General features: G+C 44.3%; 20 protein-coding genes, 3 rRNA genes and 1 other RNA gene. 19 read left to right on the plus strand and 5 right to left on the minus strand.

Annotated elements, in window-relative coordinates; genetic code table 11:
• Positions 1 to 23 precede the first annotated feature (23 nt).
• The 3 genes from G6R08_RS10635 to aldA all read left to right on the plus strand — a co-directional run bounded on the left by G6R08_RS10635 (position 24) and on the right by aldA (position 2,378).
• Entirely contained in the window at positions 24 to 128 is a 105-nt protein-coding gene (locus tag G6R08_RS10635; RefSeq protein ID WP_079529073.1) for a YjcZ family sporulation protein, read from the plus strand.
• A 190-nt stretch (positions 129 to 318) separates the two neighbouring features.
• The gene (locus tag G6R08_RS10640) at positions 319 to 570 is read left to right on the plus strand and encodes a hypothetical protein (RefSeq protein ID WP_163527947.1); all 252 of its coding nucleotides are present in this window, start codon (positions 319 to 321) and stop codon (positions 568 to 570) included.
• Positions 571 to 926: 356 nt separating this feature from the next.
• Positions 927 to 2,378: an aldehyde dehydrogenase gene (gene aldA, locus G6R08_RS10645; RefSeq protein WP_163527948.1), complete on the plus strand. Its 1,452-nt coding sequence runs from the start codon at positions 927 to 929 to the stop codon at positions 2,376 to 2,378.
• Positions 2,379 to 2,408: 30 nt separating this feature from the next.
• On the opposite strand, the gene G6R08_RS10650 is transcribed toward aldA, so the two are convergent.
• The 3 genes from G6R08_RS10650 to queF are packed head-to-tail and all read right to left on the minus strand — an operon-like array spanning position 2,409 to position 3,768.
• On the minus strand, positions 2,409 to 3,050 hold the full coding sequence (locus G6R08_RS10650) for an AAC(3) family N-acetyltransferase (RefSeq protein WP_240339816.1): 642 nt from the start codon (positions 3,048 to 3,050) through the stop codon (positions 2,409 to 2,411).
• The gene (locus tag G6R08_RS22110; protein ID WP_240339843.1) at positions 2,977 to 3,210 is read right to left on the minus strand and encodes a hypothetical protein; all 234 of its coding nucleotides are present in this window, start codon (positions 3,208 to 3,210) and stop codon (positions 2,977 to 2,979) included. The genes G6R08_RS10650 and G6R08_RS22110 overlap by 74 nt, the downstream gene beginning before the upstream one ends.
• 60 nt (positions 3,211 to 3,270) lie before the next feature.
• Positions 3,271 to 3,768, minus strand: a complete 498-nt coding sequence (queF, locus tag G6R08_RS10655) for a preQ(1) synthase (protein ID WP_163527949.1) — start codon at positions 3,766 to 3,768, stop codon at positions 3,271 to 3,273.
• Positions 3,769 to 4,132: 364 nt separating this feature from the next.
• On the opposite strand from queF, the gene acsA reads away from it, so the two are divergent.
• From acsA to G6R08_RS10675, 4 genes are all read left to right on the plus strand, one after another.
• The gene (acsA, locus tag G6R08_RS10660; RefSeq protein WP_163527950.1) at positions 4,133 to 5,842 is read left to right on the plus strand and encodes an acetate--CoA ligase; all 1,710 of its coding nucleotides are present in this window, start codon (positions 4,133 to 4,135) and stop codon (positions 5,840 to 5,842) included.
• Between the two features lie 106 nt (positions 5,843 to 5,948).
• Positions 5,949 to 7,274 (plus strand): purine/pyrimidine permease, encoded by a 1,326-nt coding sequence (locus G6R08_RS10665; protein WP_163527951.1) that lies wholly within the window; start codon positions 5,949 to 5,951, stop codon positions 7,272 to 7,274.
• A gap of 20 nt (positions 7,275 to 7,294) precedes the next feature.
• The gene (locus G6R08_RS10670) at positions 7,295 to 8,614 is read left to right on the plus strand and encodes a lysine N(6)-hydroxylase/L-ornithine N(5)-oxygenase family protein (protein ID WP_163527952.1); all 1,320 of its coding nucleotides are present in this window, start codon (positions 7,295 to 7,297) and stop codon (positions 8,612 to 8,614) included.
• Between the two features lie 87 nt (positions 8,615 to 8,701).
• The gene (locus G6R08_RS10675; protein ID WP_163527953.1) at positions 8,702 to 9,217 is read left to right on the plus strand and encodes a type 1 glutamine amidotransferase domain-containing protein; all 516 of its coding nucleotides are present in this window, start codon (positions 8,702 to 8,704) and stop codon (positions 9,215 to 9,217) included.
• A 70-nt stretch (positions 9,218 to 9,287) separates the two neighbouring features.
• Here G6R08_RS10675 and G6R08_RS10680 read toward each other — a convergent pair whose 3' ends face one another.
• Complete coding sequence (locus tag G6R08_RS10680) at positions 9,288 to 9,698, minus strand: PH domain-containing protein (RefSeq protein ID WP_163527954.1); 411 nt, start codon at positions 9,696 to 9,698, stop codon at positions 9,288 to 9,290.
• 66 nt (positions 9,699 to 9,764) lie between these two features.
• Between G6R08_RS10680 and G6R08_RS10685 the strand changes: the two genes are divergently transcribed.
• The gene (locus G6R08_RS10685; RefSeq protein ID WP_163527955.1) at positions 9,765 to 10,532 is read left to right on the plus strand and encodes a DUF3891 family protein; all 768 of its coding nucleotides are present in this window, start codon (positions 9,765 to 9,767) and stop codon (positions 10,530 to 10,532) included.
• 52 nt (positions 10,533 to 10,584) lie between these two features.
• Here the strand turns inward: G6R08_RS10685 and G6R08_RS10690 are convergent, their stop codons facing one another.
• Positions 10,585 to 11,874, minus strand: coding sequence for a glycoside hydrolase family 18 protein (locus G6R08_RS10690; protein ID WP_163527956.1), 1,290 nt, complete (start codon positions 11,872 to 11,874; stop codon positions 10,585 to 10,587).
• Positions 11,875 to 11,960: 86 nt separating this feature from the next.
• Here G6R08_RS10690 and tadA point away from each other — a divergent pair, with 86 nt between their 5' ends.
• From tadA to G6R08_RS10745, 11 genes are all read left to right on the plus strand, one after another.
• Positions 11,961 to 12,443 carry a tRNA adenosine(34) deaminase TadA gene (gene tadA, locus G6R08_RS10695; RefSeq protein ID WP_240339692.1) on the plus strand — a complete coding sequence of 161 codons (483 nt, stop codon included), beginning with the start codon at positions 11,961 to 11,963 and terminating at the stop codon, positions 12,441 to 12,443.
• Positions 12,444 to 12,493: 50 nt separating this feature from the next.
• An RNA gene (gene ffs / locus G6R08_RS10700) (signal recognition particle sRNA large type) lies at positions 12,494 to 12,759 on the plus strand.
• Positions 12,760 to 12,927: 168 nt separating this feature from the next.
• Entirely contained in the window at positions 12,928 to 14,628 is a 1,701-nt protein-coding gene (dnaX, locus tag G6R08_RS10705; protein WP_163527957.1) for a DNA polymerase III subunit gamma/tau, read from the plus strand.
• A gap of 27 nt (positions 14,629 to 14,655) precedes the next feature.
• Positions 14,656 to 14,973, plus strand: a complete 318-nt coding sequence (locus G6R08_RS10710) for a YbaB/EbfC family nucleoid-associated protein (protein ID WP_163527958.1) — start codon at positions 14,656 to 14,658, stop codon at positions 14,971 to 14,973.
• Positions 14,974 to 14,984: 11 nt separating this feature from the next.
• Positions 14,985 to 15,581: a recombination mediator RecR gene (gene recR / locus G6R08_RS10715; RefSeq protein WP_163527959.1), complete on the plus strand. Its 597-nt coding sequence runs from the start codon at positions 14,985 to 14,987 to the stop codon at positions 15,579 to 15,581.
• 5 nt (positions 15,582 to 15,586) lie between these two features.
• Positions 15,587 to 15,811, plus strand: coding sequence for a YaaL family protein (locus G6R08_RS10720; protein ID WP_420810394.1), 225 nt, complete (start codon positions 15,587 to 15,589; stop codon positions 15,809 to 15,811).
• Positions 15,812 to 15,882: 71 nt separating this feature from the next.
• Positions 15,883 to 16,146 carry a pro-sigmaK processing inhibitor BofA family protein gene (locus tag G6R08_RS10725; RefSeq protein ID WP_079529090.1) on the plus strand — a complete coding sequence of 88 codons (264 nt, stop codon included), beginning with the start codon at positions 15,883 to 15,885 and terminating at the stop codon, positions 16,144 to 16,146.
• A gap of 375 nt (positions 16,147 to 16,521) precedes the next feature.
• Positions 16,522 to 18,088: ribosomal RNA gene (locus G6R08_RS10730) — 16S ribosomal RNA — on the plus strand.
• 217 nt (positions 18,089 to 18,305) lie between these two features.
• A 23S ribosomal RNA gene (locus tag G6R08_RS10735) occupies positions 18,306 to 21,228 on the plus strand.
• A gap of 80 nt (positions 21,229 to 21,308) precedes the next feature.
• A 5S ribosomal RNA gene (rrf, locus tag G6R08_RS10740) occupies positions 21,309 to 21,422 on the plus strand.
• Together the 16S, 23S and 5S rRNA genes form the textbook arrangement of a ribosomal RNA operon.
• A 304-nt stretch (positions 21,423 to 21,726) precedes the next feature.
• On the plus strand, positions 21,727 to 21,909 hold the full coding sequence (locus tag G6R08_RS10745) for a sigma factor G inhibitor Gin (RefSeq protein WP_079524864.1): 183 nt from the start codon (positions 21,727 to 21,729) through the stop codon (positions 21,907 to 21,909).
• Positions 21,910 to 21,963: the final 54 nt, after the last annotated feature.

The following is a 21,963-nucleotide window of genomic DNA, read 5'->3' on the forward strand; positions in this document are numbered from 1 at the left end:
AAGTGATGAGAGGGGGGAATGACATGAGCGGAGGATACGGTGGCGGATTTGCGCTATTAGTTGTGTTGTTTATTCTTTTGATTATTATCGGTGCCTCTTATGGCGGTTACGGATACGGTGGTTATTAATTTAACCTAAGGCGGGGGCTTCCCCGCTTTTTTGCTGTATAAATAAATTATTTGCTAGTAAATTTAAGTATAGCAGCACCCCAAAGGATGTACAATTTTTAGTCGAAACTCCTTTCTTTTGGTTTTAAAAGTATGAAAAAGGGTATAGGAGAAATAGCTCAATTACAGCAGACTTTTGGAGGAATTTATAATGGATTTAAAGGAACGTTTAATAAGCCAGGGCTATGACCAGGTTGATATCCTGCTTATTGATGGTGAGCAGAATCAGTCTACAATAGCTAATCTTTCTCTTCACAAAATCACGGACTTAGAGTACAAGTTATACTTAGAACCTGATTCACTTAAATATGAATTTAATGGTGACCATCCACATTTTATTGCGGAGCAAAAAGAAGAGGATGGAGAAGCGAAGCAGATAAAAGGATATATTCTTGAATGGTGAAGGAAAGAGAAAAAGGAATTAAGAGCTCCTTTTTCTTTTTTTTATGCGGTCTTTGCGATCAGCGATGCCCCCAATAATGAGAAGAATACCTGAGGCTAATATCACAACCGGAACCATGGGATCTGCTATGGCGGAGAATAATACGAAAGCAATGACTATACAGGCTGCCCCGATGCTTCCAAGTATAATTAACATTTTGTTTTCTCTTTTCATGACAATAAATCGATCCTTTCTTTATCCTATCTATTCCTCAGTATAACGAATTTTCATGGAAAATGAATGGATGAGCTTTTACGTTTAATAATTGAGCGAAGAAGGAATGACACATATAGAACCTTTCTAAGGAGGTCTTACTTATGAATACACACAGTTTGTATATAAATGGCGAATATACTGAATCGACGGAAGACGAATGGTTAGATATTGTTAATCCTGCCACAGAAGAGGTTATCTCTAGAACACCAAAAGGTACAGTTGAAGACGTCGATCGGGCGGTTCATGCTGCATCTCAGGCTCAAAAGGGGTGGGAGATGACTCCTAATATAGAACGTGGAAACATCGTTCGTCAGCTTGGAAATAAAATAGAAGAAAATAAGGATACATTTATTGATCTATTACAAGAAGAACAAGGGAAGGATAATGAACTGGCGACAGGGGAAGTAGAGCTTGCTATCGATTACTTTAGGTATATGTCTGAATGGGCGCGCCGAATTGAGGGGGAAATTGTACCGAGTGATCGGGCTAATGAAAATATATATATTTACAAAAAGCCCATTGGCGTTGTAGCTGGAATTGTCCCTTGGAATTTCCCGGTATTTATTTTGGCCAGAAAGGTGGCTACGGCTCTTGTTACTGGTTGTACGATCGTATTGAAGCCAAGCCAGCAAACACCCAACACTGCTATGGAGTTTACTAAAATTATTGATTCCATGGAAGACATTCCAAAGGGTGTGTACAATCTGATTACAGGAACAGGTTCTGAGATCGGGAATGCACTGGCTAAACATGAGGGCGTGCAAATGATTACGATGACTGGAAGTGTACCAGCTGGAACGAAGGTAATGGAAGCTGCTGCCCAAAACATTACGAAGGTTAATCTTGAATTAGGTGGAAAAGCTCCGGCCATTGTGACCAAAAACGCGGATTTAGATATCGCGGCTGACAGCATCACCACATCAAGGTTGGCTAATAATGGACAAGCCTGTACGAATGCTGAGCGTGTTTATGTCCATGAAAGTGTAGCCGATGAACTGGTTAACAAACTGAAGAATTCATTTGAGCAAATGTCATTAGGAGACCCGCGGATGAATAAGCAAGCCGATGTTGGGCCTCTTGTAAGTGAAGAGCGTTTAGAAGCAGTTTCCACGATGGTGAATGATGCAGAAGTCGACGGTGCGAAAGTCGTGATTGGCGGTGAGCGTGCTGATATGGAACAGGGGTTTTTCTATAAACCTACGATTCTAACCGGCGTCGACCACGATTCTACCGTTATGCAGGAAGAAATCTTTGGTCCTGTTATTCCCATCACTACGTTCCGTACTTTAGATGAAGCGATCGAAAAAGGAAACGATACAGAATTTGGCTTATCTTCTTCTGTATATACGGAAGATATGAATGAAGCGATGAAAGTTGTCAATGAACTGAAATTCGGTGAAACGTATGTAAACCGTGAAAACTTTGAGGCCGTACAAGGTTATCATGCTGGAATGCGGAAATCCGGTCTTGGCGGGGCAGATGGTAAGCACGGTATGGAAGATTTCCTTGTCACACAAGTGGTTTATATGCAATATAAAAACGATAAACAGTAAATACGGGCTCCCCGTTGGAAGGGGAGCTTTTTACTTGTTTTTTAACCAGTCGGTTGCAAAATCAACCGACTCAGCCATTGGAAACAGACGGCACTCCGCTTGTCCTACATGACCTTTGATGACACGATGGCCTGATTCATAGGCTCGCCCTATAACATTAAACTGCTCTTCGTCCATTTCAATATCCTGATAAGTGACCCACTGTCGCTCTTCGTCAACGAGTAGGGGAGCGCCTCTTGTCATTTCTTTGTACGTTCCGCTTCTATATTCAGATAAATGGAAACTTGTATTTGTATCATAGTCTACCCCGAGCAGAAGAACCTGTGCATTCGTTTGATAGATTTTCCCAAGAGGAGAATCATCATTTAAGGAAAAAGAAAGCGAATGCTGCGATGTCAGTTCCTTTGCTTGCTTTCCCCATGCTGATAGGGAGAATGCAGGATGATTACTCCTATAAACGGCTGGGTGCGTCCGAAATAACTCCGGGAGCACGCCTAGAAATGTTACGGGTGTTTTGGCGGGGTCGAATGCGGGCATTGTCCTTCTGATTGTTTCATGCCATTCTTCAGGGACAGGAGGGTTCTCCCATTCTGCTGGATCAGAAAGCGTAGGCGAGTGAGTTTGGAAAATGAGCGTTCCATCCTCTGTGACTGTTCTCATTAATGCTTCCAGTACAGCTTGTGGCCCGCCGCTTACCCATCCTAGAGATTTCATCGATGCATGGATGAGCAGAGTGTCTCCCTTTTTTTATGCCAAGGTGACCCAGGCCATCGATTAGGCTATGTACCGTATTCAACTTTTTCGTTTGATTGATGGTATCTTGTTCGCTCATTGTACCCCTCCTTTTCTTCATTATACAGAAAAAAGAGCCTAGCAAGCAGGCTCCTTCCACTTATCTGTTATCAACTTTTTCAGGATAGAGGTCATGATTCATTAACCGGTGTTCAGCCATTTGTTCAAATTTTGTCCCAGGTTTCCCATAATTACAGAATGGATCGATGGAAATACCGCCGCGTGGTGTGAATTTGCCCCACACCTCGATATATCGGGGATCCATAAGTTGAATTAAGTCGTTCATGATCGTGTTCACGCTGTCTTCATGAAAATCACCGTGATTCCTAAAACTGAATAAATACAACTTCAGAGACTTACTTTCTACCATTTTAACGTCAGGAATATAACTGATATAGACTGTGGCAAAATCAGGCTGCCCTGTTTTTGGACAGAGTGTCGTAAACTCTGGACAATTAAATTTCACAAAATAATCGCGATCAGGGTGCTGATTATCGAACGTTTCTAATACGTTTTTATTGTATTCAAAGGAGTAGGATGTTCCTTGGTTGCCGAGTAGGGATAGGTCTGTTAAATCTTCGTCTTTGCGTCCCGTCACTTTAAAATCCTCCTAGTATTCAAATATTAGTTAAAAATAAAAAAAGCCCACCTCTAAGGGTGCGGCGTTTAGTAGCGCATCAACCTTAGTTTTTTATAGAGGGTTTCGCTAAGAACCTCTTCTAACCGAAATGCTTTTTCATTATATATAGGGTAGAGGTGATTGTCAACGCAAGGAGGCCTGCTTGTGATTGTATAACTATTTAGGCGTTTTACTTTAAAAATCAATTCATTTCATCTAAAATGGTAAGTAATTCACGAAATATTTAGATAACGTGTGTAAGTTCTGTGCTATTTTTAAAGCAGGGCTTTATTAAAAAAGATTGAGAAACCGGTTACAAAATTCATTCTAATGAGGTGATTTTATGGACATGAAAACCATTCCAGCAAGATCGGGAAACCATAACTTACAAGATTACCAGCAAACGTACAAAAATTTTAATTGGGATGAAGTGAAGGAAAACTTTACATGGAGTAAAACGGGAAAAGTAAACATTGCCTATGAAACAATTGATAAGCACGCTGAAGATCCAGATAAGAAGAATCAGGCAGCGCTCATTTATACTTCGCCTGACCGGGAAGAGAAACTAACCTTTGATGAATTAAAGAAAAAAAGTAATCAATTTGCGAATGTGTTAAAAAATCATGATATTGAAAAAGGTGATCGAGTATTTCTGTTTATGCACAGGAGTCCGGAATTCTACGCGTCCTTTCTTGGGATTTTAAAGCTCGGGGCGATTGCCGGTCCATTGTTTGAAGCATTTATGGAGCAGGCAGTTCGCGATCGTCTAGAGGACAGTGAAGCCAAAATGTTAATTACAACCCCTGAGTTGTTGGATCGTGTCCCTGTTGATGATCTCCCGCACCTTGAGAAGATCGTTCTTGTAGGAGGGGATGAGTCAAGTTCTCATATTAGTTTTGACAAAGAGATGAAGTTAGCCTCAGAAGAGTTTGATATTGAATGGGTAGATCTAGAAGATGGAATGCTGCTACATTATACGTCAGGCTCAACAGGAAAGCCTAAAGGTGTATACCATGTTCATAATGCAATGATCCAGCATTATCAAACTGGGAAATGGGTACTTGATCTGAAGGAAGACGATGTTTATTGGTGTACAGCTGACCCTGGCTGGGTAACAGGTACGAGTTACGGAATCTTTGCCCCATGGCTGAACGGAGTTACAAACGTTGTCCGCGGAGGCAGGTTTAGCCCGGATGATTGGTATGGAACGATTGCTGAGCAGAAGGTGTCTGTTTGGTATTCAGCTCCAACGGCTTTCCGTAAGCTAATGAGTGCTGGAGCAGATGCAGCGAAAAAGCACGACCTTTCTTCTTTACGCCATGTATTAAGTGTAGGAGAACCTTTAAATCCTGAAGTGATTACCTGGGGTCTGGAAGCCTTTGATTTACGTATTCACGATACGTGGTGGATGACTGAAACGGGTGCGATGCTGATCTGTAACTATCCAACCATGGAGGTGAGGCCTGGATCTATGGGGAAACCACTGCCAGGCATTGAGGCATCGATCGTTGATAACGATGGAAATGAGCTGCCGGCCAATCAAATGGGGAACTTGGCGATTAAACAAGGATGGCCATCTATGATGCGTGCCATTTGGAATAATCCAGGCAAATATGAAAGTTATTTCATTAAAGGCTGGTATGTTTCTGGAGATAGCGCCTACAAAGATGAAGATGGCTACTTCTGGTTCCAGGGTCGCCTAGATGACGTGATTAATACTTCAGGTGAAAGAGTCGGACCATTTGAAGTAGAAAGTAAGCTGATAGAACATGATGCAGTGACAGAGGCAGGAGTAATTGGTAAGCCGGATCCTGAGCGTGGCGAAATTATTAAAGCCTTTATCACGTTGCAGGAAGGATATGAAAAATCGGATGAATTGCTTGAAGACATCCGCCAATTTGTTAAAAAAGGCCTCAGCGCCCATGCAGCACCGAGAGAAATTGAAATAACAGATACGATTCCGAAAACGCGAAGTGGTAAAATCATGCGTCGGTTATTAAAATCCTGGGAATTAGGGTTACCTACTGGTGATACCTCCACTTTAGAAGAATAAAAGGCACAGCGCACAGCTTGAGACTGTGCGCTCTCTTTGTCTATAATGAAAATGTTACACGTGAAACAATTTTAGTTGTTTTTGAATAAATGTAGGTGGTAAGCAGATGACGATAACGAACAGAAATTGGTCGACGGTAACGTTAGAAACAATGCAGTGGTTTGTTTTTCTATTAGCCAGTGCTGTAACATTACCAATCGTAATTGGAGCTATTTTTGATTTGAGTTTTACTGAAGTAGCAGGTTTGATGCAGCGAACTTTTTTTGCTGTGGGACTTACTTCTCTCTTACAAGGTTTATTTGGCCACCGGTTACCAATTATGGAAGGGCCGGCTGGAATCTGGATTAGTATATTTGCTGTTATGGCCTACTCAGAGGTAGCGGCAGGGAAAAGCTACATAGAAACATTACAAACGCTTGAAGCAGCGATGATATGGACGGGAATTTTCTTATTTATCTTTGGTATTTTCGGCCTTGCCCACCGAGTGTTGTTTGTGTTTACTCCGCTCGTGACCGGGGCTTTTTTATTTTTAATAACCGTGCAATTAAGCGGGACTTTTCTCAAAGGCATGATAGGAGTCCAGCAGCAGGTTGGAGCCATCCATATTGATAAAACAATTTTAGCATTTTTAACTTTTTTTCTAGTGATCGGGTTATCCTTTTTCGGCAAAGGCTGGTTAAAAGGATATGCTGTTCTGATCGGAATTGTGGTTGGTTGGGTCTTGTATGTGGTGTGGGTCGGAAGTAAGCCGGTTGATTCTCTTTTAGTCTCAGATGCATTTAAGATACCCGATTTGTGGGTTTGGGGAACTCCTAATTTCGAATGGAGTGTCATACCACTGGCGTTTATTACAGCAGTGATCTTATTGTCGAATTTAGTAGCCTCCGTCGTGGCTGTCAGTCATTCGATCTATGGGAAACCTTCCTATAAATACAATCAATTGAACAGGGGCAGCAGTTTCCTTGGCATTAACCATGGGATTTCAGCAATTTTTTCTTCCGTTGCGAATGTTTCCTTAGCTTCCTCGTCGGGTTTTATTAATTTGACAGGTCAAAAAAGTAAGCGGCCCTTTTTATATGCTTCGTTAATACTAATAGCTGTCGCTTTTTTCCCGCCAGTCGTAGCTTTTATTTCAGCCATTCCTGCCCCGATTGCAAATGCAGCTCTACTGGCTACATTTGTACAATTAATGGGTCTTGGGATATCGAATATGGCCAGTGAGGAATTAAATGAACGCAGGTTAACAATACTGGGGATATCGTTCCTGCTAGGAATTGGAATTATGTTTCTTCCTGCTGAAGTTTTTCAAGAAATGCCTTCGATGGTCCAGAACTTGCTAAGTAATGGCCTGTTGGTCGGCACAGTTCTCGTAATCCTATTAGAACAAATTTGGAAAGAATCACCTAAATCCTCGAAGTCTAATAATGCATGAGAAATAAGGAAGTGGTTGTGATGACAAAACAAATGTATGATGTGATTGGTATTGGTATCGGTCCTTATAATTTAGGGTTAGCAGCCTTACTTGAAAAAACAGAACTAAGTGGTGCCTTTTTTGAAAAATCGTCTTCATTTGCCTGGCACCCGGGAATGTTGATTGAAAAAATGGATTTACAAGTCCCTTTTTTGGCAGATTTGGCTACGTTCGCTGACCCCAAAAGTCCATACACGTTTATGAACTACTTATATGAACAGGATCGGATGTTTCCTTTCTTTTTTCATAACCAGACGAAAGTTCCACGGCAGGAATACAATCATTATTTGCAATGGGCGGCTAATCAAATAGATGGATTGTATTTTGGTCATTCTATCGTTGATGTGATTGATCGGAATGAGGCTGAGGAACCTCACTATGAAGTCATAGCACTTGAGACGGAAACAGGAAAACACCATCACTTCCTGACGAAACATGTGGTAATGGGGACAGGAAGCGAACCGTTGATTATAGACGGGATGAAAGGTCTTCCTGAGGGTGACGTGTTTCATACAAGCCGTTATTTATATGAAAAAGAAAATTTATTAAAAGCGAAGCATGTTACGGTAGTGGGCTCTGGTCAAAGTGCTATTGAAGTCTTTCTTGATTTGTTGGAAGAACAAAAGCACAGCGACATGAAACTAAGTCTTCTTACGAGAACAGGAGGGCTGTTTCAACTTGATCAGGCGAAGTTTGCGCAGGAGTTCTTTACTCCTGCTTATGTAGATTACTTTCATTCTTTGAGTTATGAACAACGAATGGAGAATCTTGACACACTTGGAGCCCTGAGAAAAGGAATTGATCCAGACACGTTGACCCGTCTTTATTCTGATCTTTATCATAAGACGGCCGGCGGGGGAAAAGACTATGTGTTAATCAATCCAATGACAGAGGTGAAGTCCATTTCTCCAGCTGATAAGGGTGGCTATGATTTACAGTGCAGGCAGTGGCAGGAGGAAATAGATTATCGTTATCATACGGAAAAAGTGATCTTAGCGACCGGTTATAAACCACATATTCCAGACTGGTTTATCCAGCGCTTTGAAGAGAAAATTAAGTGGGACGATCAGAAAAATTATCGTGTTACACGAGATTACCAGCTTGAATTCTCAGACCAACGTGACCACCATTTTTTCACATTGACCAATTTAACTCATTCACATGGAGCTGGGGCTACCAACCTTGGTCTGGCTGTTCATCGTAACGTTCATATTATTAATACGATTGCAGGCAGGGACATCTATAAAAATCAACAAAATCCCAGCTTCCAGACTTTTTCTATGAAAGAGTTCAAAGAATAAGATGCTCTTTAGAACGTTTAAAAAGAAAAACCTGCGGGAACATAACAACCGTGAACAAATTAAAAGCATTCAAGGAGTGATTTTGATATGAGTAAGATCGCATGTGTTATGACGTCTATGTTTGAGGATGTAGAGTACACGCAGCCTGTTGATGCTTTTACAAAAGAAGGACATGAAGTGACCACGATTGAATGGGAAGCAGGCAAAGAAGTTACTGGTAAGCAGGGACAGACAACAACCACGATAGATAAATCCATCAATGATGTGAAACCTACTGACTTTGATGCTCTATTTATTCCAGGAGGCTTTTCTCCTGATCAGCTTCGGGGTGATGAAAAGTTCGTCCAATTTGCTAAACACTTTATGGATGAGAAGAAACCTGTATTTGCTATATGTCATGGACCACAGTTATTGATTACAGCTAAATCATTAGAAGGTCGTGCAGCAACAGGCTTCAAATCCATCGCTGTCGACATGGAATATGCCGGGGTGGATTATAAAGATCAAGAAGTTGTAGTGTGTCAGGATCAATTGGTAACAAGCCGTCAGCCTGATGACATTCCAGCCTTTAACCACGAAGCAAGCAAACTTTTAAAAAAGTAAAAGCTCATTAAGATATATGAGGGAGCCACGGAGAGACACTCTTCGTGGCTCCTTACTTATATTTGCTGACTTAAATTTCAATCTTGGCACGAGGACACTTTTCCTTTAGCAAATCACGTAACGCGGATTCGTTTTTTGGAGTTGAAGCTAAAATTGAATTATAATAAGAATATGTGATTTCAAGTCTTTTAAATGTCCAGGCTGGACTTGATAATGGGTTATAAGAATAATGGATTCCTTTTATATCATATAATGGAATACTCTTCTTTATTGGCCCAAACACGATTCGAAGATGGGTATCGGTTACTTCATGGTAGGAAACTACGAGTGCCCAGAGCATTGGGATGGCAATAATCGTGACAATCAGTAAACTAATCCAGGCCTCATTTTTTCCCTCAGAGAGAAATCCCAATAAACCGATTGGAATCAGAGAAAGAGTAATCATAACAAGCAATGGGTTCTTCTTTACTTTAAATTTCACTATGGATCACCTCGGGTTTTTGTACTTATTATATTATAAATGTTATTACATAGAGGAGGGATTGATATGATCGTTCAACAACAAGGTAATCAATTTCTTATGATGAAGCAACACGATCATGCGCAAATTTCCGGAGAGTTCGCTCTACAATGGAAACAGAAATACTTATTGCGATCCAAGCTTAGAGAGGAAGCGGATTGGGCAATAGGCCAGCATGACCGGGCTTGGATTCCACTGGATGAAAGCCCAATGTGGAATGAAGAAAAGCAGCAGCCGTACACGTTTATCGATTATCCTTTAGAAGAAAAACTAGCTGCTTATCAAAAAGGAATCGAAGAAGTAGCCGCCGAATCCAGGTATGCAGGAATGTTATGCAGCTTACATTATCAATCTTTTTTCTCGAAGGATAGTGAGGATAAGCATATTCTTGCGTTCATTGATCATGAAGAAAGACGTCGCGAGCAGCTAATCGAGGCGATGAAAATGGAAGTACCGAAGGATTTGTATCATACACATTTTGAACGGCTTCAGTTCTGTGATGATTTATCTCTTTATATCTGTATGCAAGAGCCAGGGGTATCAAAAGCCAATGAGTTGTCGTGGTTTAAGGATGGCTTTAGGCAGTCGTTTGATGTTGCTCCAAACGGTATCATGCCGTATTGGCAGGACAAGGAGCATGTGGCATTGGATCCTTTCCCGTTTGAAAAGTCCTTCCACGTGACGATTCCATACCGGATTGTACAACGAAAGGACGTAGAGGAAGTTGGATTAGAATCTGCGTTCAGCCAGGCGGAAGTACTCGATCGAACGGTCACATTTGTTCCTTCAGTTTAAAACCGTTGCAGACAGCCATATGGAGGTCATGGCTGTCCGGAGCGGATTCATATTATTGATTCTTAGCAATTGTAAATTGATTGCTTAATAGCAACCAATTTTGAGGAAATGAGAGCCCTAACTTCCAGTAACTAATCCCTTTTAAATTTAACCGCTTGATTAAATCAAATTTTGCCTGAATGGAGCGAGCATCTTCAAACCAAACCTCGTGTTGATTACCCTCTGCATCTGTGTACATAAAGAAAGGGGCTTGGGCTTCTTCATCGTAAGAAATAGCAACGTTGTTCTCCCAGGCAATCTGGATCGCCCGCTGAGGACTCACTGCCTCGGCAAATTCCCCTCCAGGTTCATATGGAAGCGTCCAGTCGTAGCCATATAAATTCTGACCGAGCAAAATTTTCTCGGCAGGCATAACAGACAGTGCATAATTCACAACTTCTGTAACGGGTCCGATCGGTGACACAGCTCTTGGCGGGCCTCCGCTATAGCCCCACTCATAGGTCATCAATACGACAAAATCAACAATTTCACCATGGGCTTGATAGTCATGCGCTTCGTACCAGGCTCCTTCTTGTTCGGCGCTGGTTTTAGGTGCAAGGGCTGTCGATAAAAGCAGTCCTTCCTGAGAAAACCGCTGCTTGGCTTTACGTAGAAACTGATTGTAATTCTCTCTCATTTCGGGAGGCAGGAATTCAAAGTCAAAGTGAATATCCTGAAAACCCACCGATTGAGCGGTCTGGACAATGTTATCCAGGAGCGTGTTTTGGAGTTGTTCATTTGTTAAAATTGCTCTCCCCAGCTCCTGGCTAAATCCATCCTCCGCTAAGTTGGTTATGACCATCATTAAAGAGGCGTTATTGGCTTCAGCGATTGCTTTGAAGTTATCAAGCGGAGGAGCCTGCAGGGAGCCGTCCTCTTGTACCTCATAACTAAAAGGAGCCAAATAACTTAATAAAGGTGCACGTTGTTCTGCTGAACTCCGCAGTACATCTGATACTTCCCCGCCCGATGGTTCTATATAAGCATTTACTGTGATTTGTGGAGAGGGCCCCTGGGGGATATAGAGCCTGTACCCGATAGGGAGAATTTGGTTAGGCTGCAGTTGATTGACCTGGATAAGTGTCTCTATCGTTGTCCCAAATTGATTAGCAATCGAATATAAACTATCACCTGGCTGGACAAAATAAAATTGACCTTCGCCTGGGATGACTAGGGCCTGCCCCACTACAAGGTTTTCTGGTGTTTCTAATTCATTTGCCTCAATAATCGCACTGGGTGTACTTCCATATAACGCTGCAATCGAATAGACCGAATCACCTTGATTTACAACATGAATTTGCAATACATACACTCCTTCCTCAGCTATTATCAATGTATGAAGGTAATGAATCATTTTATTCTTACATTATTATGAAAGGTGGATTACATTTGGATAAGGACGAATATTATATGCAGTTAGCCATTGAACAGGCGAAACGAGCAAAAGCACTTGGCGAGGTACCTATTGGAGCTGTTGTTGTTTATCAGGAGAAAGTCATTGCTTCAGGGTATAACCAACGTGAAACATCACAGCTTGCCTCTTCCCATGCAGAATTTATTGCGATAGAAAAGGCGAATGAGGTAATAGGAAGCTGGCGATTAGAACAATGTACGCTCTACGTTACCTTAGAACCTTGCCCGATGTGCGCAGGGGCAATAGTCCAATCCAGAGTTCCACGTGTTGTCTATGGAGCTGCCGACCCTAAGGCAGGATGTGCCGGAACACTAATGAATCTACTTCAAGAAGATCGCTTTAATCACCAATCGGAGGTAGTCGGTGGAATGATGAAGGAAGAATGCGGCAGCCTGTTGACTGATTTTTTTCGAAAGCTTCGTGAGAAAAAGAAACGAAGCAGATCTGCTGAAAATTAACTAGTCTTTTCCATTGCATTTTATAATAAAAGTCGCTATACTTGGAAATACCGTGCTAAGCGGGGAGGTAGCGGTGCCCTGTACTCGCAATCCGCTATAGCGAGGCCGAATTCCCGCCCGAGGTAGTTTGATCTCAAGGTCAGACTTATGGGAGTGGTGTTGACACTCAGGTCCTGCGCAACGAGAACCAGTGAACCCTGTCAGATCCGGAAGGAAGCAGCAGTAAGCTGACTCTCTCGTGTGCCGCGGGAGCGCCTGGGTCGAGCCATGAACATGAGTAGCGCTTGGGGTCAGGCTATCGAAGGCGGGTGCACGGTTACATAAGTTAAGTACAGAGTCGTTATGAATGATCATAACGGCTCTTTTTTCTATAGAAATAATCATGGTATTAATAAATAGATGCTATGATGTTTGACTCGAAGGTTCACATCAGATCCATCGTTCGGGTATAATAAAGTAGAGACTAAAAAGGGAGAACGGTTGTATGAGCTATCAGGCACTATATCGAGTCTGGCGCCCAAGAAACTTTGAGGATGTTGTTGGACAAACTCACATTACACGCACACTGCAAAATGCAATTGAGCAAGATAAGTTTTCTCATGCGTATCTATTTTCGGGACCGCGCGGAACAGGGAAGACCAGTGCTGCGAAAATTTTTGCAAAGGCCGTAAACTGTGAGCATGCCCCGGTTAAAGAGCCATGCAATGAATGCTCAGCCTGTCTTGGCATCCAGGATGGGTCTATTTCGGATGTCATTGAAATTGACGCAGCCTCAAACAATGGTGTTGAACAAATTCGTGAAATTCGAGACAAAGTCAAATATGCTCCCAGTGCAGTTTCCTATAAGGTGTATATTATCGATGAGGTCCATATGTTATCGATGGGTGCATTTAATGCCCTTTTGAAGACATTAGAAGAACCCCCTCGACACGTCATTTTTATTCTGGCCACAACGGAACCGCACAAGATTCCTTTGACCATTATTTCTAGATGTCAACGCTTCGACTTTAAACGAATTACGCAGCAGGCGATGGTTGAACGAATGGAAAAAATCACAACCGCTGAGGGATTAAGTGTGGCACGCGAAGCTCTTGAAGTTGTCGCTTTAACAGCTGAAGGCGGGATGCGTGATGCATTAAGTTTACTTGATCAAGCTATTTCCTACAGTGAGGAAGAAGTGACAATTGATGATGTCCTGGCTGTAACAGGTTCGGTCTCACAAGGCACGTTGGCAGGGGTGATTCACGCCCTGGACAAGAAGGAAATAAGAGAAGCGCTAGAAGCTGTTGATCATTTGATTCATCAAGGAAAGGACCCTGGCCGGTTTGTATTTGATTTGATTTACTACTTACGGGATATACTTTTATTCCAAAGTGCACCTGATTTACAGCATAACTTGGAACGAGCCATTCCCGATGATTTTTTCCGTCAGCTATCCGAAGAGTTGGATGCAGTTTGGATCCAACGTACCATTCGTGAATTAAACAAGTGTCAGCAGGAAATGAAATGGACGACCAGTCCAAAAGTATTCATTGAAATCGCCCTGCTTAATATTGCAGGAACACAGAAAGCTGCCTCAAACTCTGCTGATCCTACAGCTATTAAGCAGCTAACTGATAAACTGGAACAAATGGAAAGAGAACTGAACCAATTAAAAGCAAATCCCCCTGCAGCAGCCAGTCAGGGAGAACAACCCCAGAAGGCACAAAAGCGGTCCCCTGCAAGATCTGGCCGAAACGGTTATAATGTACCATATGACCGAATTCGAATGGTGCTTAATGAAGCTTCTAAAGAAGAATTGAAGAAAGTGCAAGGGCAATGGGCTGATTTTATGGAAAGGTTAAAGCAGACTAATGCACCAGCACATGCAACATTACTTAACAGTAAACCAAGTGCAGCTTCATCAAAGGCCCTGATTTTAGCTTTTCGGTATGATATTCATTGTTCGCTAGCTCTTGAGCATCAAAAAACGATTGAACCATTGCTGACAGAATTCACAGGCAAACCGCTGATTATTATCCCAATTCCTCAAGCGAATTGGAAAGAGTTGCGGGAGGAATACGTCAGAAAACAAAAGACCAGCAATGAGGACGGGGATGACTCTGAAGTGAAAGAAGAAGATGACCCGCTTATATCCGAAGCAAGAAAGCTCGCAGGCGACAATATCATTGAAATTCAAGACTAAATGGATAGATTTAAAGGAGGAATTACCATGCGTGGTGGAGGAAATATGAACAATATGATGAAACAAATGCAGAAGATGCAGAAGAAAATGATGAAGGCTCAAGAAGAGCTTCATGAAGAGACTTTCGAAGCAACAGCCGGCGGAGGTATGGTTAAAGTTGTAGCTAACGGGAAAAAGGAAGTAACAGACGTAGAGATTAACGAAGAGGTTGTTGACCCTGATGATGTAGAAATGCTTCAGGACTTGATTATTACAGCAACAAATGATGTACTCAAGCAAGTTGAAGACAAAACAAATGATACTATGGGACAATTCACGAAAGGTATGCCTGGAGGAATGTTCTAGGAGGAATTTTCATGTATTACCCGGAACCTATTTCTAAATTAATTGACAGTTTCACGAAGCTGCCAGGGATCGGTCCTAAGACGGCTGTCCGCCTGGCTTTTTTCGTCCTTGAAATGGAAGAGGACGATGTACTTGATTTTGCTAAATCACTTGTAAGTGCTAAAAGAGAGCTTACCCATTGCTCAGTTTGCGGACAAATCACAGATAATGATCCGTGTTCCATATGTCAGGATGAATCACGTGACTCATCTGTGATTTGTGTGGTGCAAGATCCTAAGGATGTCATCGCTATGGAGAAAATGAAGGAGTTCAGCGGGAAGTATCATGTTCTTCATGGAGCCATATCTCCCATGGATGGAATTGGGCCAGAGGATATCAATGTACCCAGTTTGATTAACCGCTTAAAGGATGAAGGTGTAGAAGAACTGATTCTGGCTACAAATCCCAATGTAGAGGGGGAGGCCACAGCTATGTATATATCCAGGCTGGTCAAACCTTCTGGCGTTCGAATGACAAGAATTGCCCACGGCCTGCCCGTTGGCGGAGATTTAGAGTATGCTGATGAAGTCACCTTATCCAAAGCACTTGAAGGTCGAAGAGAACTGTAAAGTGGGTGGTTGTCATATTTGGTAAAAAGAAAACGAAGATAAATGAAGTAGACCAGCAATTACTGTCAGATATAAAAAAGTTAAAGCGAGAGTGGGAAACACTGGATCGAATTATTGAGCATAGTGTTGAACCTAGTGAGGAAGGGTTACTAGACTTATCGGTAGCCAAGGCAAAGTACTTCTATTTATTAAGAGAGGCAAGGAAACGGAATTTAAATGCCTTGTCCTAAAATAATGGTATATCCTCCTGTAGGTAAACATAACTTGTCATAAGCAAGTATTTTACACAGGAGGTTTCTTTATGGATCCGGTGTTCGTGATTTTAATAATAGGATTAGCCATCCCACTTTTACTGGTCGTTGGTTTGCCCTCGTCCCCGGTGAAATGGATAGGACAAGCATTAATGAGAGTAGTCATTGCAGTGGTTCTCCTGTTCTTTGTGAACTTATTTGGGGCACAGTTTGGATTACATGTACCAATTAACGGATTTACCGCTGTTGTATCTGCCCTTTTAGGAATACCCGGGGTGCTTTCGTTAACAGCTATACATTTGTGGGTACTGTAGAAACGGAGAGGAGAGATTCTCTAATCCGTTTCTTTTTTGTTTTGTAAATTCTTATGAACTGTCATTCTATTAATTTGTATGGAAATCTTTTATAAAAACTATTGCAATTTATTTTTAGGCATGATAAATTATTACTTGTCGCATTAAAGGGAACGCGACAGGTTATCACAAATTATGAAAATATCATTAAAAAAGTTATTGACTTAACTTACTAACCATGATATATTAGTTAGGTCGCTGTTTTGAAGCGGCACTCAACATTTTGATCTTTGAAAACTGAACGAACCAACCAGTACGTCAAGATATTCTTTCTATTATATAGAAGGAATTCAAACAAGCACATTCGGTGTGCAAATGAGCAAGTCATTCTCAACTTTTATGGAGAGTTTGATCCTGGCTCAGGACGAACGCTGGCGGCGTGCCTAATACATGCAAGTCGAGCGCAGGAAGCAGGCAGATCCCCTTCGGGGGTGATGCCTGTGGAATGAGCGGCGGACGGGTGAGTAACACGTGGGCAACCTGCCTGTAAGATCGGAATAACTCCGGGAAACCGGGGCTAATGCCGGGTAATCCTTTTTTTCGCATGAGAGAGAGGTGAAAGATGGCCTTTGGCTATCACTTACAGATGGGCCCGCGGCGCATTAGCTAGTTGGTGAGGTAATAGCTCACCAAGGCGACGATGCGTAGCCGACCTGAGAGGGTGATCGGCCACACTGGGACTGAGACACGGCCCAGACTCCTACGGGAGGCAGCAGTAGGGAATCTTCCGCAATGGACGAAAGTCTGACGGAGCAACGCCGCGTGAACGATGAAGGTCTTCGGATCGTAAAGTTCTGTTGTTAGGGAAGAACAAGTACCGTGCGAATAGAGCGGTACCTTGACGGTACCTAACGAGGAAGCCCCGGCTAACTACGTGCCAGCAGCCGCGGTAATACGTAGGGGGCAAGCGTTGTCCGGAATTATTGGGCGTAAAGCGCGCGCAGGCGGTTTCTTAAGTCTGATGTGAAAGCCCACGGCTCAACCGTGGAGGGTCATTGGAAACTGGGGAACTTGAGGACAGAAGAGGAGAGTGGAATTCCACGTGTAGCGGTGAAATGCGTAGATATGTGGAGGAACACCAGTGGCGAAGGCGACTCTCTGGTCTGTTTCTGACGCTGAGGTGCGAAAGCGTGGGTAGCAAACAGGATTAGATACCCTGGTAGTCCACGCCGTAAACGATGAGTGCTAGGTGTTAGGGGGCTTCCACCCCTTAGTGCTGAAGTTAACGCATTAAGCACTCCGCCTGGGGAGTACGGCCGCAAGGCTGAAACTCAAAGGAATTGACGGGGGCCCGCACAAGCGGTGGAGCATGTGGTTTAATTCGAAGCAACGCGAAGAACCTTACCAGGTCTTGACATCCTTGGACCACCCTAGAGATAGGGTCTTCCCTTCGGGGACCAAGTGACAGGTGGTGCATGGTTGTCGTCAGCTCGTGTCGTGAGATGTTGGGTTAAGTCCCGCAACGAGCGCAACCCCTAATCTTAGTTGCCAGCATTGAGTTGGGCACTCTAAGGTGACTGCCGGTGACAAACCGGAGGAAGGCGGGGATGACGTCAAATCATCATGCCCCTTATGACCTGGGCTACACACGTGCTACAATGGATGGTACAAAGGGCAGCGAAGCCGCAAGGTGTAGCAAATCCCATAAAACCATTCTCAGTTCGGATTGCAGGCTGCAACTCGCCTGCATGAAGCCGGAATCGCTAGTAATCGCGGATCAGCATGCCGCGGTGAATACGTTCCCGGGCCTTGTACACACCGCCCGTCACACCACGAGAGTTGGCAACACCCGAAGTCGGTGAGGTAACCTTTATGGAGCCAGCCGCCGAAGGTGGGGCCAATGATTGGGGTGAAGTCGTAACAAGGTAGCCGTATCGGAAGGTGCGGCTGGATCACCTCCTTTCTAAGGAATATGCAAGGCGGAAGCACCCTTACGGGTGACGGAAGCTGCCGCATACGGAGGACGTACCTGGTTGGTTGTTCAGTTTTGAGAGATCAAAAGATCTTCTCATTGTGAACCTTGAAAACTGGATAAGATATTTCAGAACGTGTTGGATCGTTAGATCCGCACGGGATGACAAGACATCAAACATCAATTTTTTAAACGTCTTTTCACAGATAGTTAAGTGAATAAGGGCGCACGGTGGATGCCTTGGTACTAGGAGCCGATGAAGGACGGGACTAACACCGATATGCTTTGGGAAGCCGTAAGTAGGCTGTGCACCGAAGATTTCCGAATGGGGAAACCCCCTGCTCGTAATGGAGCAGGATCGTTTACTGAATACATAGGTAGACGAAGGCAGACCCGGGGAACTGAAACATCTCAGTACCCGGAGGAAGAGAAAGCAAACGCGATTTCCCAAGTAGCGGCGAGCGAAACGGAATCAGCCCAAACCAGAAAGCTTGCTTTCTGGGGTTGTAGGACACTCCTTTGGAGTTACCAAAAAAGAAGATAGATGAATCGATCTGGAACGATCAGCCAGAGCAGGTAAGAGCCCTGTAATCGACATCTTCTTTTCTCCGGAGTGGATCCTGAGTACGGCGGAACACGAGGAATTCCGTCGGAATCCGGGAGGACCATCTCCCAAGGCTAAATACTCCCTAGTGACCGATAGTGAACCAGTACCGTGAGGGAAAGGTGAAAAGCACCCCGGAAGGGGAGTGAAAGAGAACCTGAAACCGTGTGCCTACAAGTAGTCGGAGCCCATTGATGGGTGACGGCGTGCCTTTTGTAGAATGAACCGGCGAGTTACGACTGTATGCAAGGTTAAGCGTCAGAAGCGGAGCCGCAGCGAAAGCGAGTCTGAATAGGGCGAATGAGTATGCGGTCGTAGACCCGAAACCGTGTGATCTACCCATGTCCAGGGTGAAGGTCAGGTAACACTGACTGGAGGCCCGAACCCACGCAAGTTGAAAATTGCGGGGATGAGGTGTGGGTAGGGGTGAAATGCCAATCGAACACGGAGATAGCTGGTTCTCTCCGAAATAGCTTTAGGGCTAGCCTCAGAATAGAAAGTCTTGGAGGTAGAGCACTGATTGGACGAGGGGCCCCTACCGGGTTACCGAATTCAGTCAAACTCCGAATGCCAACGACTTTGTTCTGGGAGTCAGACCATGGGTGATAAGGTTCATGGTCGAGAGGGAAACAGCCCAGACCGCCAGCTAAGGTCCCTAAGTGTGTGTTAAGTGGAAAAGGATGTGGAGTTGCTTAGACAACCAGGATGTTGGCTTAGAAGCAGCCATCATTGAAAGAGTGCGTAATAGCTCACTGGTCGAGTGACTCTGCGCCGAAAATATACCGGGGCTAAACACACCACCGAAGCTGCGGATTGATCCGAACGGATCAGTGGTAGGAGAGCGTTCTAAGGGCGGCGAAGTCAGACCGTAAGGACTGGTGGAGCGCTTAGAAGTGAGAATGCCGGTATGAGTAGCGAACAAAGAGTGAGAATCTCTTTCACCGAAAGCCCAAGGTTTCCTGAGGAAGGCTCGTCCTCTCAGGGTTAGTCGGGACCTAAGCCGAGGCCGAAAGGCGTAGGCGATGGACAACAGGTTGATATTCCTGTACCGCCTCCTTTCCGTTTGAACGACGGGGGGACGCAGGAGGATAAGGAGAGCGCACCATTGGATGTGTGCGTCCAAGCAGTGAGACGGTCGAGGCAGGCAAATCCACTCGGCAACGTCAAGCTGTGATGGGGAGGGAACTAAAGTACCGAAGCTCCTGAGTTCACACTGCCAAGAAAATCCTCTAGTGAGGAAAGAGGCGCCCGTACCGCAAACCAACACAGGTAGGCGAGGAGAGGATCCTAAGGTGAGCGGGAGAACTCTCGTTAAGGAACTCGGCAAAATGACCCCGTAACTTCGGGAGAAGGGGTGCTCCTCTGCCGAGGAGCCGCAGTGAAAAGGCCCAAGCGACTGTTTACCAAAAACACAGGTCTCTGCGAAGCCGTAAGGCGAAGTATAGGGGCTGACACCTGCCCGGTGCTGGAAGGTTAAGGGGATGCGTTAGCGCGTAAGCGCGAAGCGTTGAACCGAAGCCCCAGTAAACGGCGGCCGTAACTATAACGGTCCTAAGGTAGCGAAATTCCTTGTCGGGTAAGTTCCGACCCGCACGAAAGGTGCAACGACTTGGGCACTGTCTCAACGAGAGACCCGGTGAAATTATACTATGCGTGAAGATGCGCATTACCCGCGACAGGACGGAAAGACCCCGTGGAGCTTTACTGTAGCCTGATATTGAATGTTGGTACAGCTTGTACAGGATAGGTGGGAGCCTGAGAAACCGGAGCGCTAGCTTCGGTGGAGGCGCTGGTGGGATACCACCCTGGCTGTACGGACATTCTAACCCAGGACCGTGATCCGGTTCGGAGACAGTGTCAGGTGGGCAGTTTGACTGGGGCGGTCGCCTCCTAAAGAGTAACGGAGGCGCCCAAAGGTTCCCTCAGAATGGTTGGAAATCATTCGCAGAGTGTAAAGGCACAAGGGAGCTTGACTGCGAGACTTACAAGTCGAGCAGGGACGAAAGTCGGGCTTAGTGATCCGGCGGTACCGTATGGAAGGGCCGTCGCTCAACGGATAAAAGCTACCCCGGGGATAACAGGCTTATCTCCCCCAAGAGTCCACATCGACGGGGAGGTTTGGCACCTCGATGTCGGCTCATCGCATCCTGGGGCTGTAGTCGGTCCCAAGGGTTGGGCTGTTCGCCCATTAAAGCGGTACGCGAGCTGGGTTCAGAACGTCGTGAGACAGTTCGGTCCCTATCCGTCGTGGGCGTTGGAAATCTGAAAGGAGCTGTCCTTAGTACGAGAGGACCGGGATGGACACACCGCTGGTGTACCAGTTGTTCCGCCAGGAGCATCGCTGGGTAGCTACGTGTGGACGGGATAAGTGCTGAAAGCATCTAAGCATGAAGCCCCCCTTGAGATGAGATTTCCCCTTACGCCAAGTAAGTAAGATTCCTCAGAGACGATGAGGTCGATAGGTCCGAGGTGGAAGCGTGGTGACACGTGGAGCTGACGGATACTAATCAATCGATGACTTAACTATAAGGAAAACGTACACATTAAATGTTTGATAACTTGAATGTCTTATCCAGTTTTGAAGGTTTACCCTTCTTCATAAAATGATGTGGTGGCGACAGCGAAGAGGTCACACCTGTTCCCATGCCGAACACAGCAGTTAAGCTCTTCAGCGCCGATGGTAGTCGGGTCGATCCCCGTGAGAGTAGGACGCGGCCACGTCAGTCTAAAAAGCCTTGGAATATCCAAGGCTTTTTTGTGTGAAGAAAAGAATATGCTGGGGTCCTCACCGATAAGGATGCTGAAGGAGGAACGCTTTAACATCTCTTATCATAGGTTATAAAGGAATTAGGAATGATGCCCAAACAAGTTGCTACTGGAATAAGATCAGTGATAAAATTTCAGCAAATCTCATAAAATTAAAACTTTTAATAATAACAGGTATATTATTAATAGATTCGGAGATACTAAGGGTAAATTAAAGATAGTTCTCAGGGCAGAGAACACTTTGAGGAGGGCGCCCAATATGAAATCTACTGAAAGTTGCAGCATTTGTTCAAAGAAGACAGATGATGGTATTCACTTGCTCCAGGTCTATATTTGCCATTCGTGTGAGAAAGAAATGATAAACACTCCGTCTGATGACCCTAAATATCAATATTTTGTACAGCAAATGAATAAGGCTCACCGTTCGGTTATTGTATCCTAGTTTTTAAGCCACTCTAAATGTATAGAGTGGCTTTTTTCAATGATTAATAGAGAG

Origin of the sequence: Halobacillus ihumii (genome assembly GCF_902726645.1) — a bacterium.
In the GTDB taxonomy this organism is placed as follows: Bacteria; Bacillota; Bacilli; order Bacillales; family Halobacillaceae; genus Halobacillus_A; species Halobacillus_A ihumii.

Coding starts and splice junctions, on each gene's coding strand:
- recR (WP_163527959.1), top strand. CDS start 14,985: ATGTATTACCCGGAACCTATTTCTAAATTAATTGACAGTTTCACGAAG.
- G6R08_RS10685 (WP_163527955.1), top strand. CDS start 9,765: ATGATCGTTCAACAACAAGGTAATCAATTTCTTATGATGAAGCAACAC.
- G6R08_RS10640 (WP_163527947.1), top strand. CDS start 319: ATGGATTTAAAGGAACGTTTAATAAGCCAGGGCTATGACCAGGTTGAT.
- G6R08_RS10725 (WP_079529090.1), top strand. CDS start 15,883: ATGGATCCGGTGTTCGTGATTTTAATAATAGGATTAGCCATCCCACTT.
- G6R08_RS10745 (WP_079524864.1), top strand. CDS start 21,727: ATGAAATCTACTGAAAGTTGCAGCATTTGTTCAAAGAAGACAGATGAT.
- G6R08_RS10665 (WP_163527951.1), top strand. CDS start 5,949: ATGACGATAACGAACAGAAATTGGTCGACGGTAACGTTAGAAACAATG.
- G6R08_RS10635 (WP_079529073.1), top strand. CDS start 24: ATGAGCGGAGGATACGGTGGCGGATTTGCGCTATTAGTTGTGTTGTTT.
- G6R08_RS22110 (WP_240339843.1), bottom strand. CDS start 3,210: ATGAGCGAACAAGATACCATCAATCAAACGAAAAAGTTGAATACGGTA.
- aldA (WP_163527948.1), top strand. CDS start 927: ATGAATACACACAGTTTGTATATAAATGGCGAATATACTGAATCGACG.
- G6R08_RS10675 (WP_163527953.1), top strand. CDS start 8,702: ATGAGTAAGATCGCATGTGTTATGACGTCTATGTTTGAGGATGTAGAG.
- acsA (WP_163527950.1), top strand. CDS start 4,133: ATGGACATGAAAACCATTCCAGCAAGATCGGGAAACCATAACTTACAA.
- G6R08_RS10710 (WP_163527958.1), top strand. CDS start 14,656: ATGCGTGGTGGAGGAAATATGAACAATATGATGAAACAAATGCAGAAG.
- dnaX (WP_163527957.1), top strand. CDS start 12,928: ATGAGCTATCAGGCACTATATCGAGTCTGGCGCCCAAGAAACTTTGAG.
- G6R08_RS10670 (WP_163527952.1), top strand. CDS start 7,295: ATGACAAAACAAATGTATGATGTGATTGGTATTGGTATCGGTCCTTAT.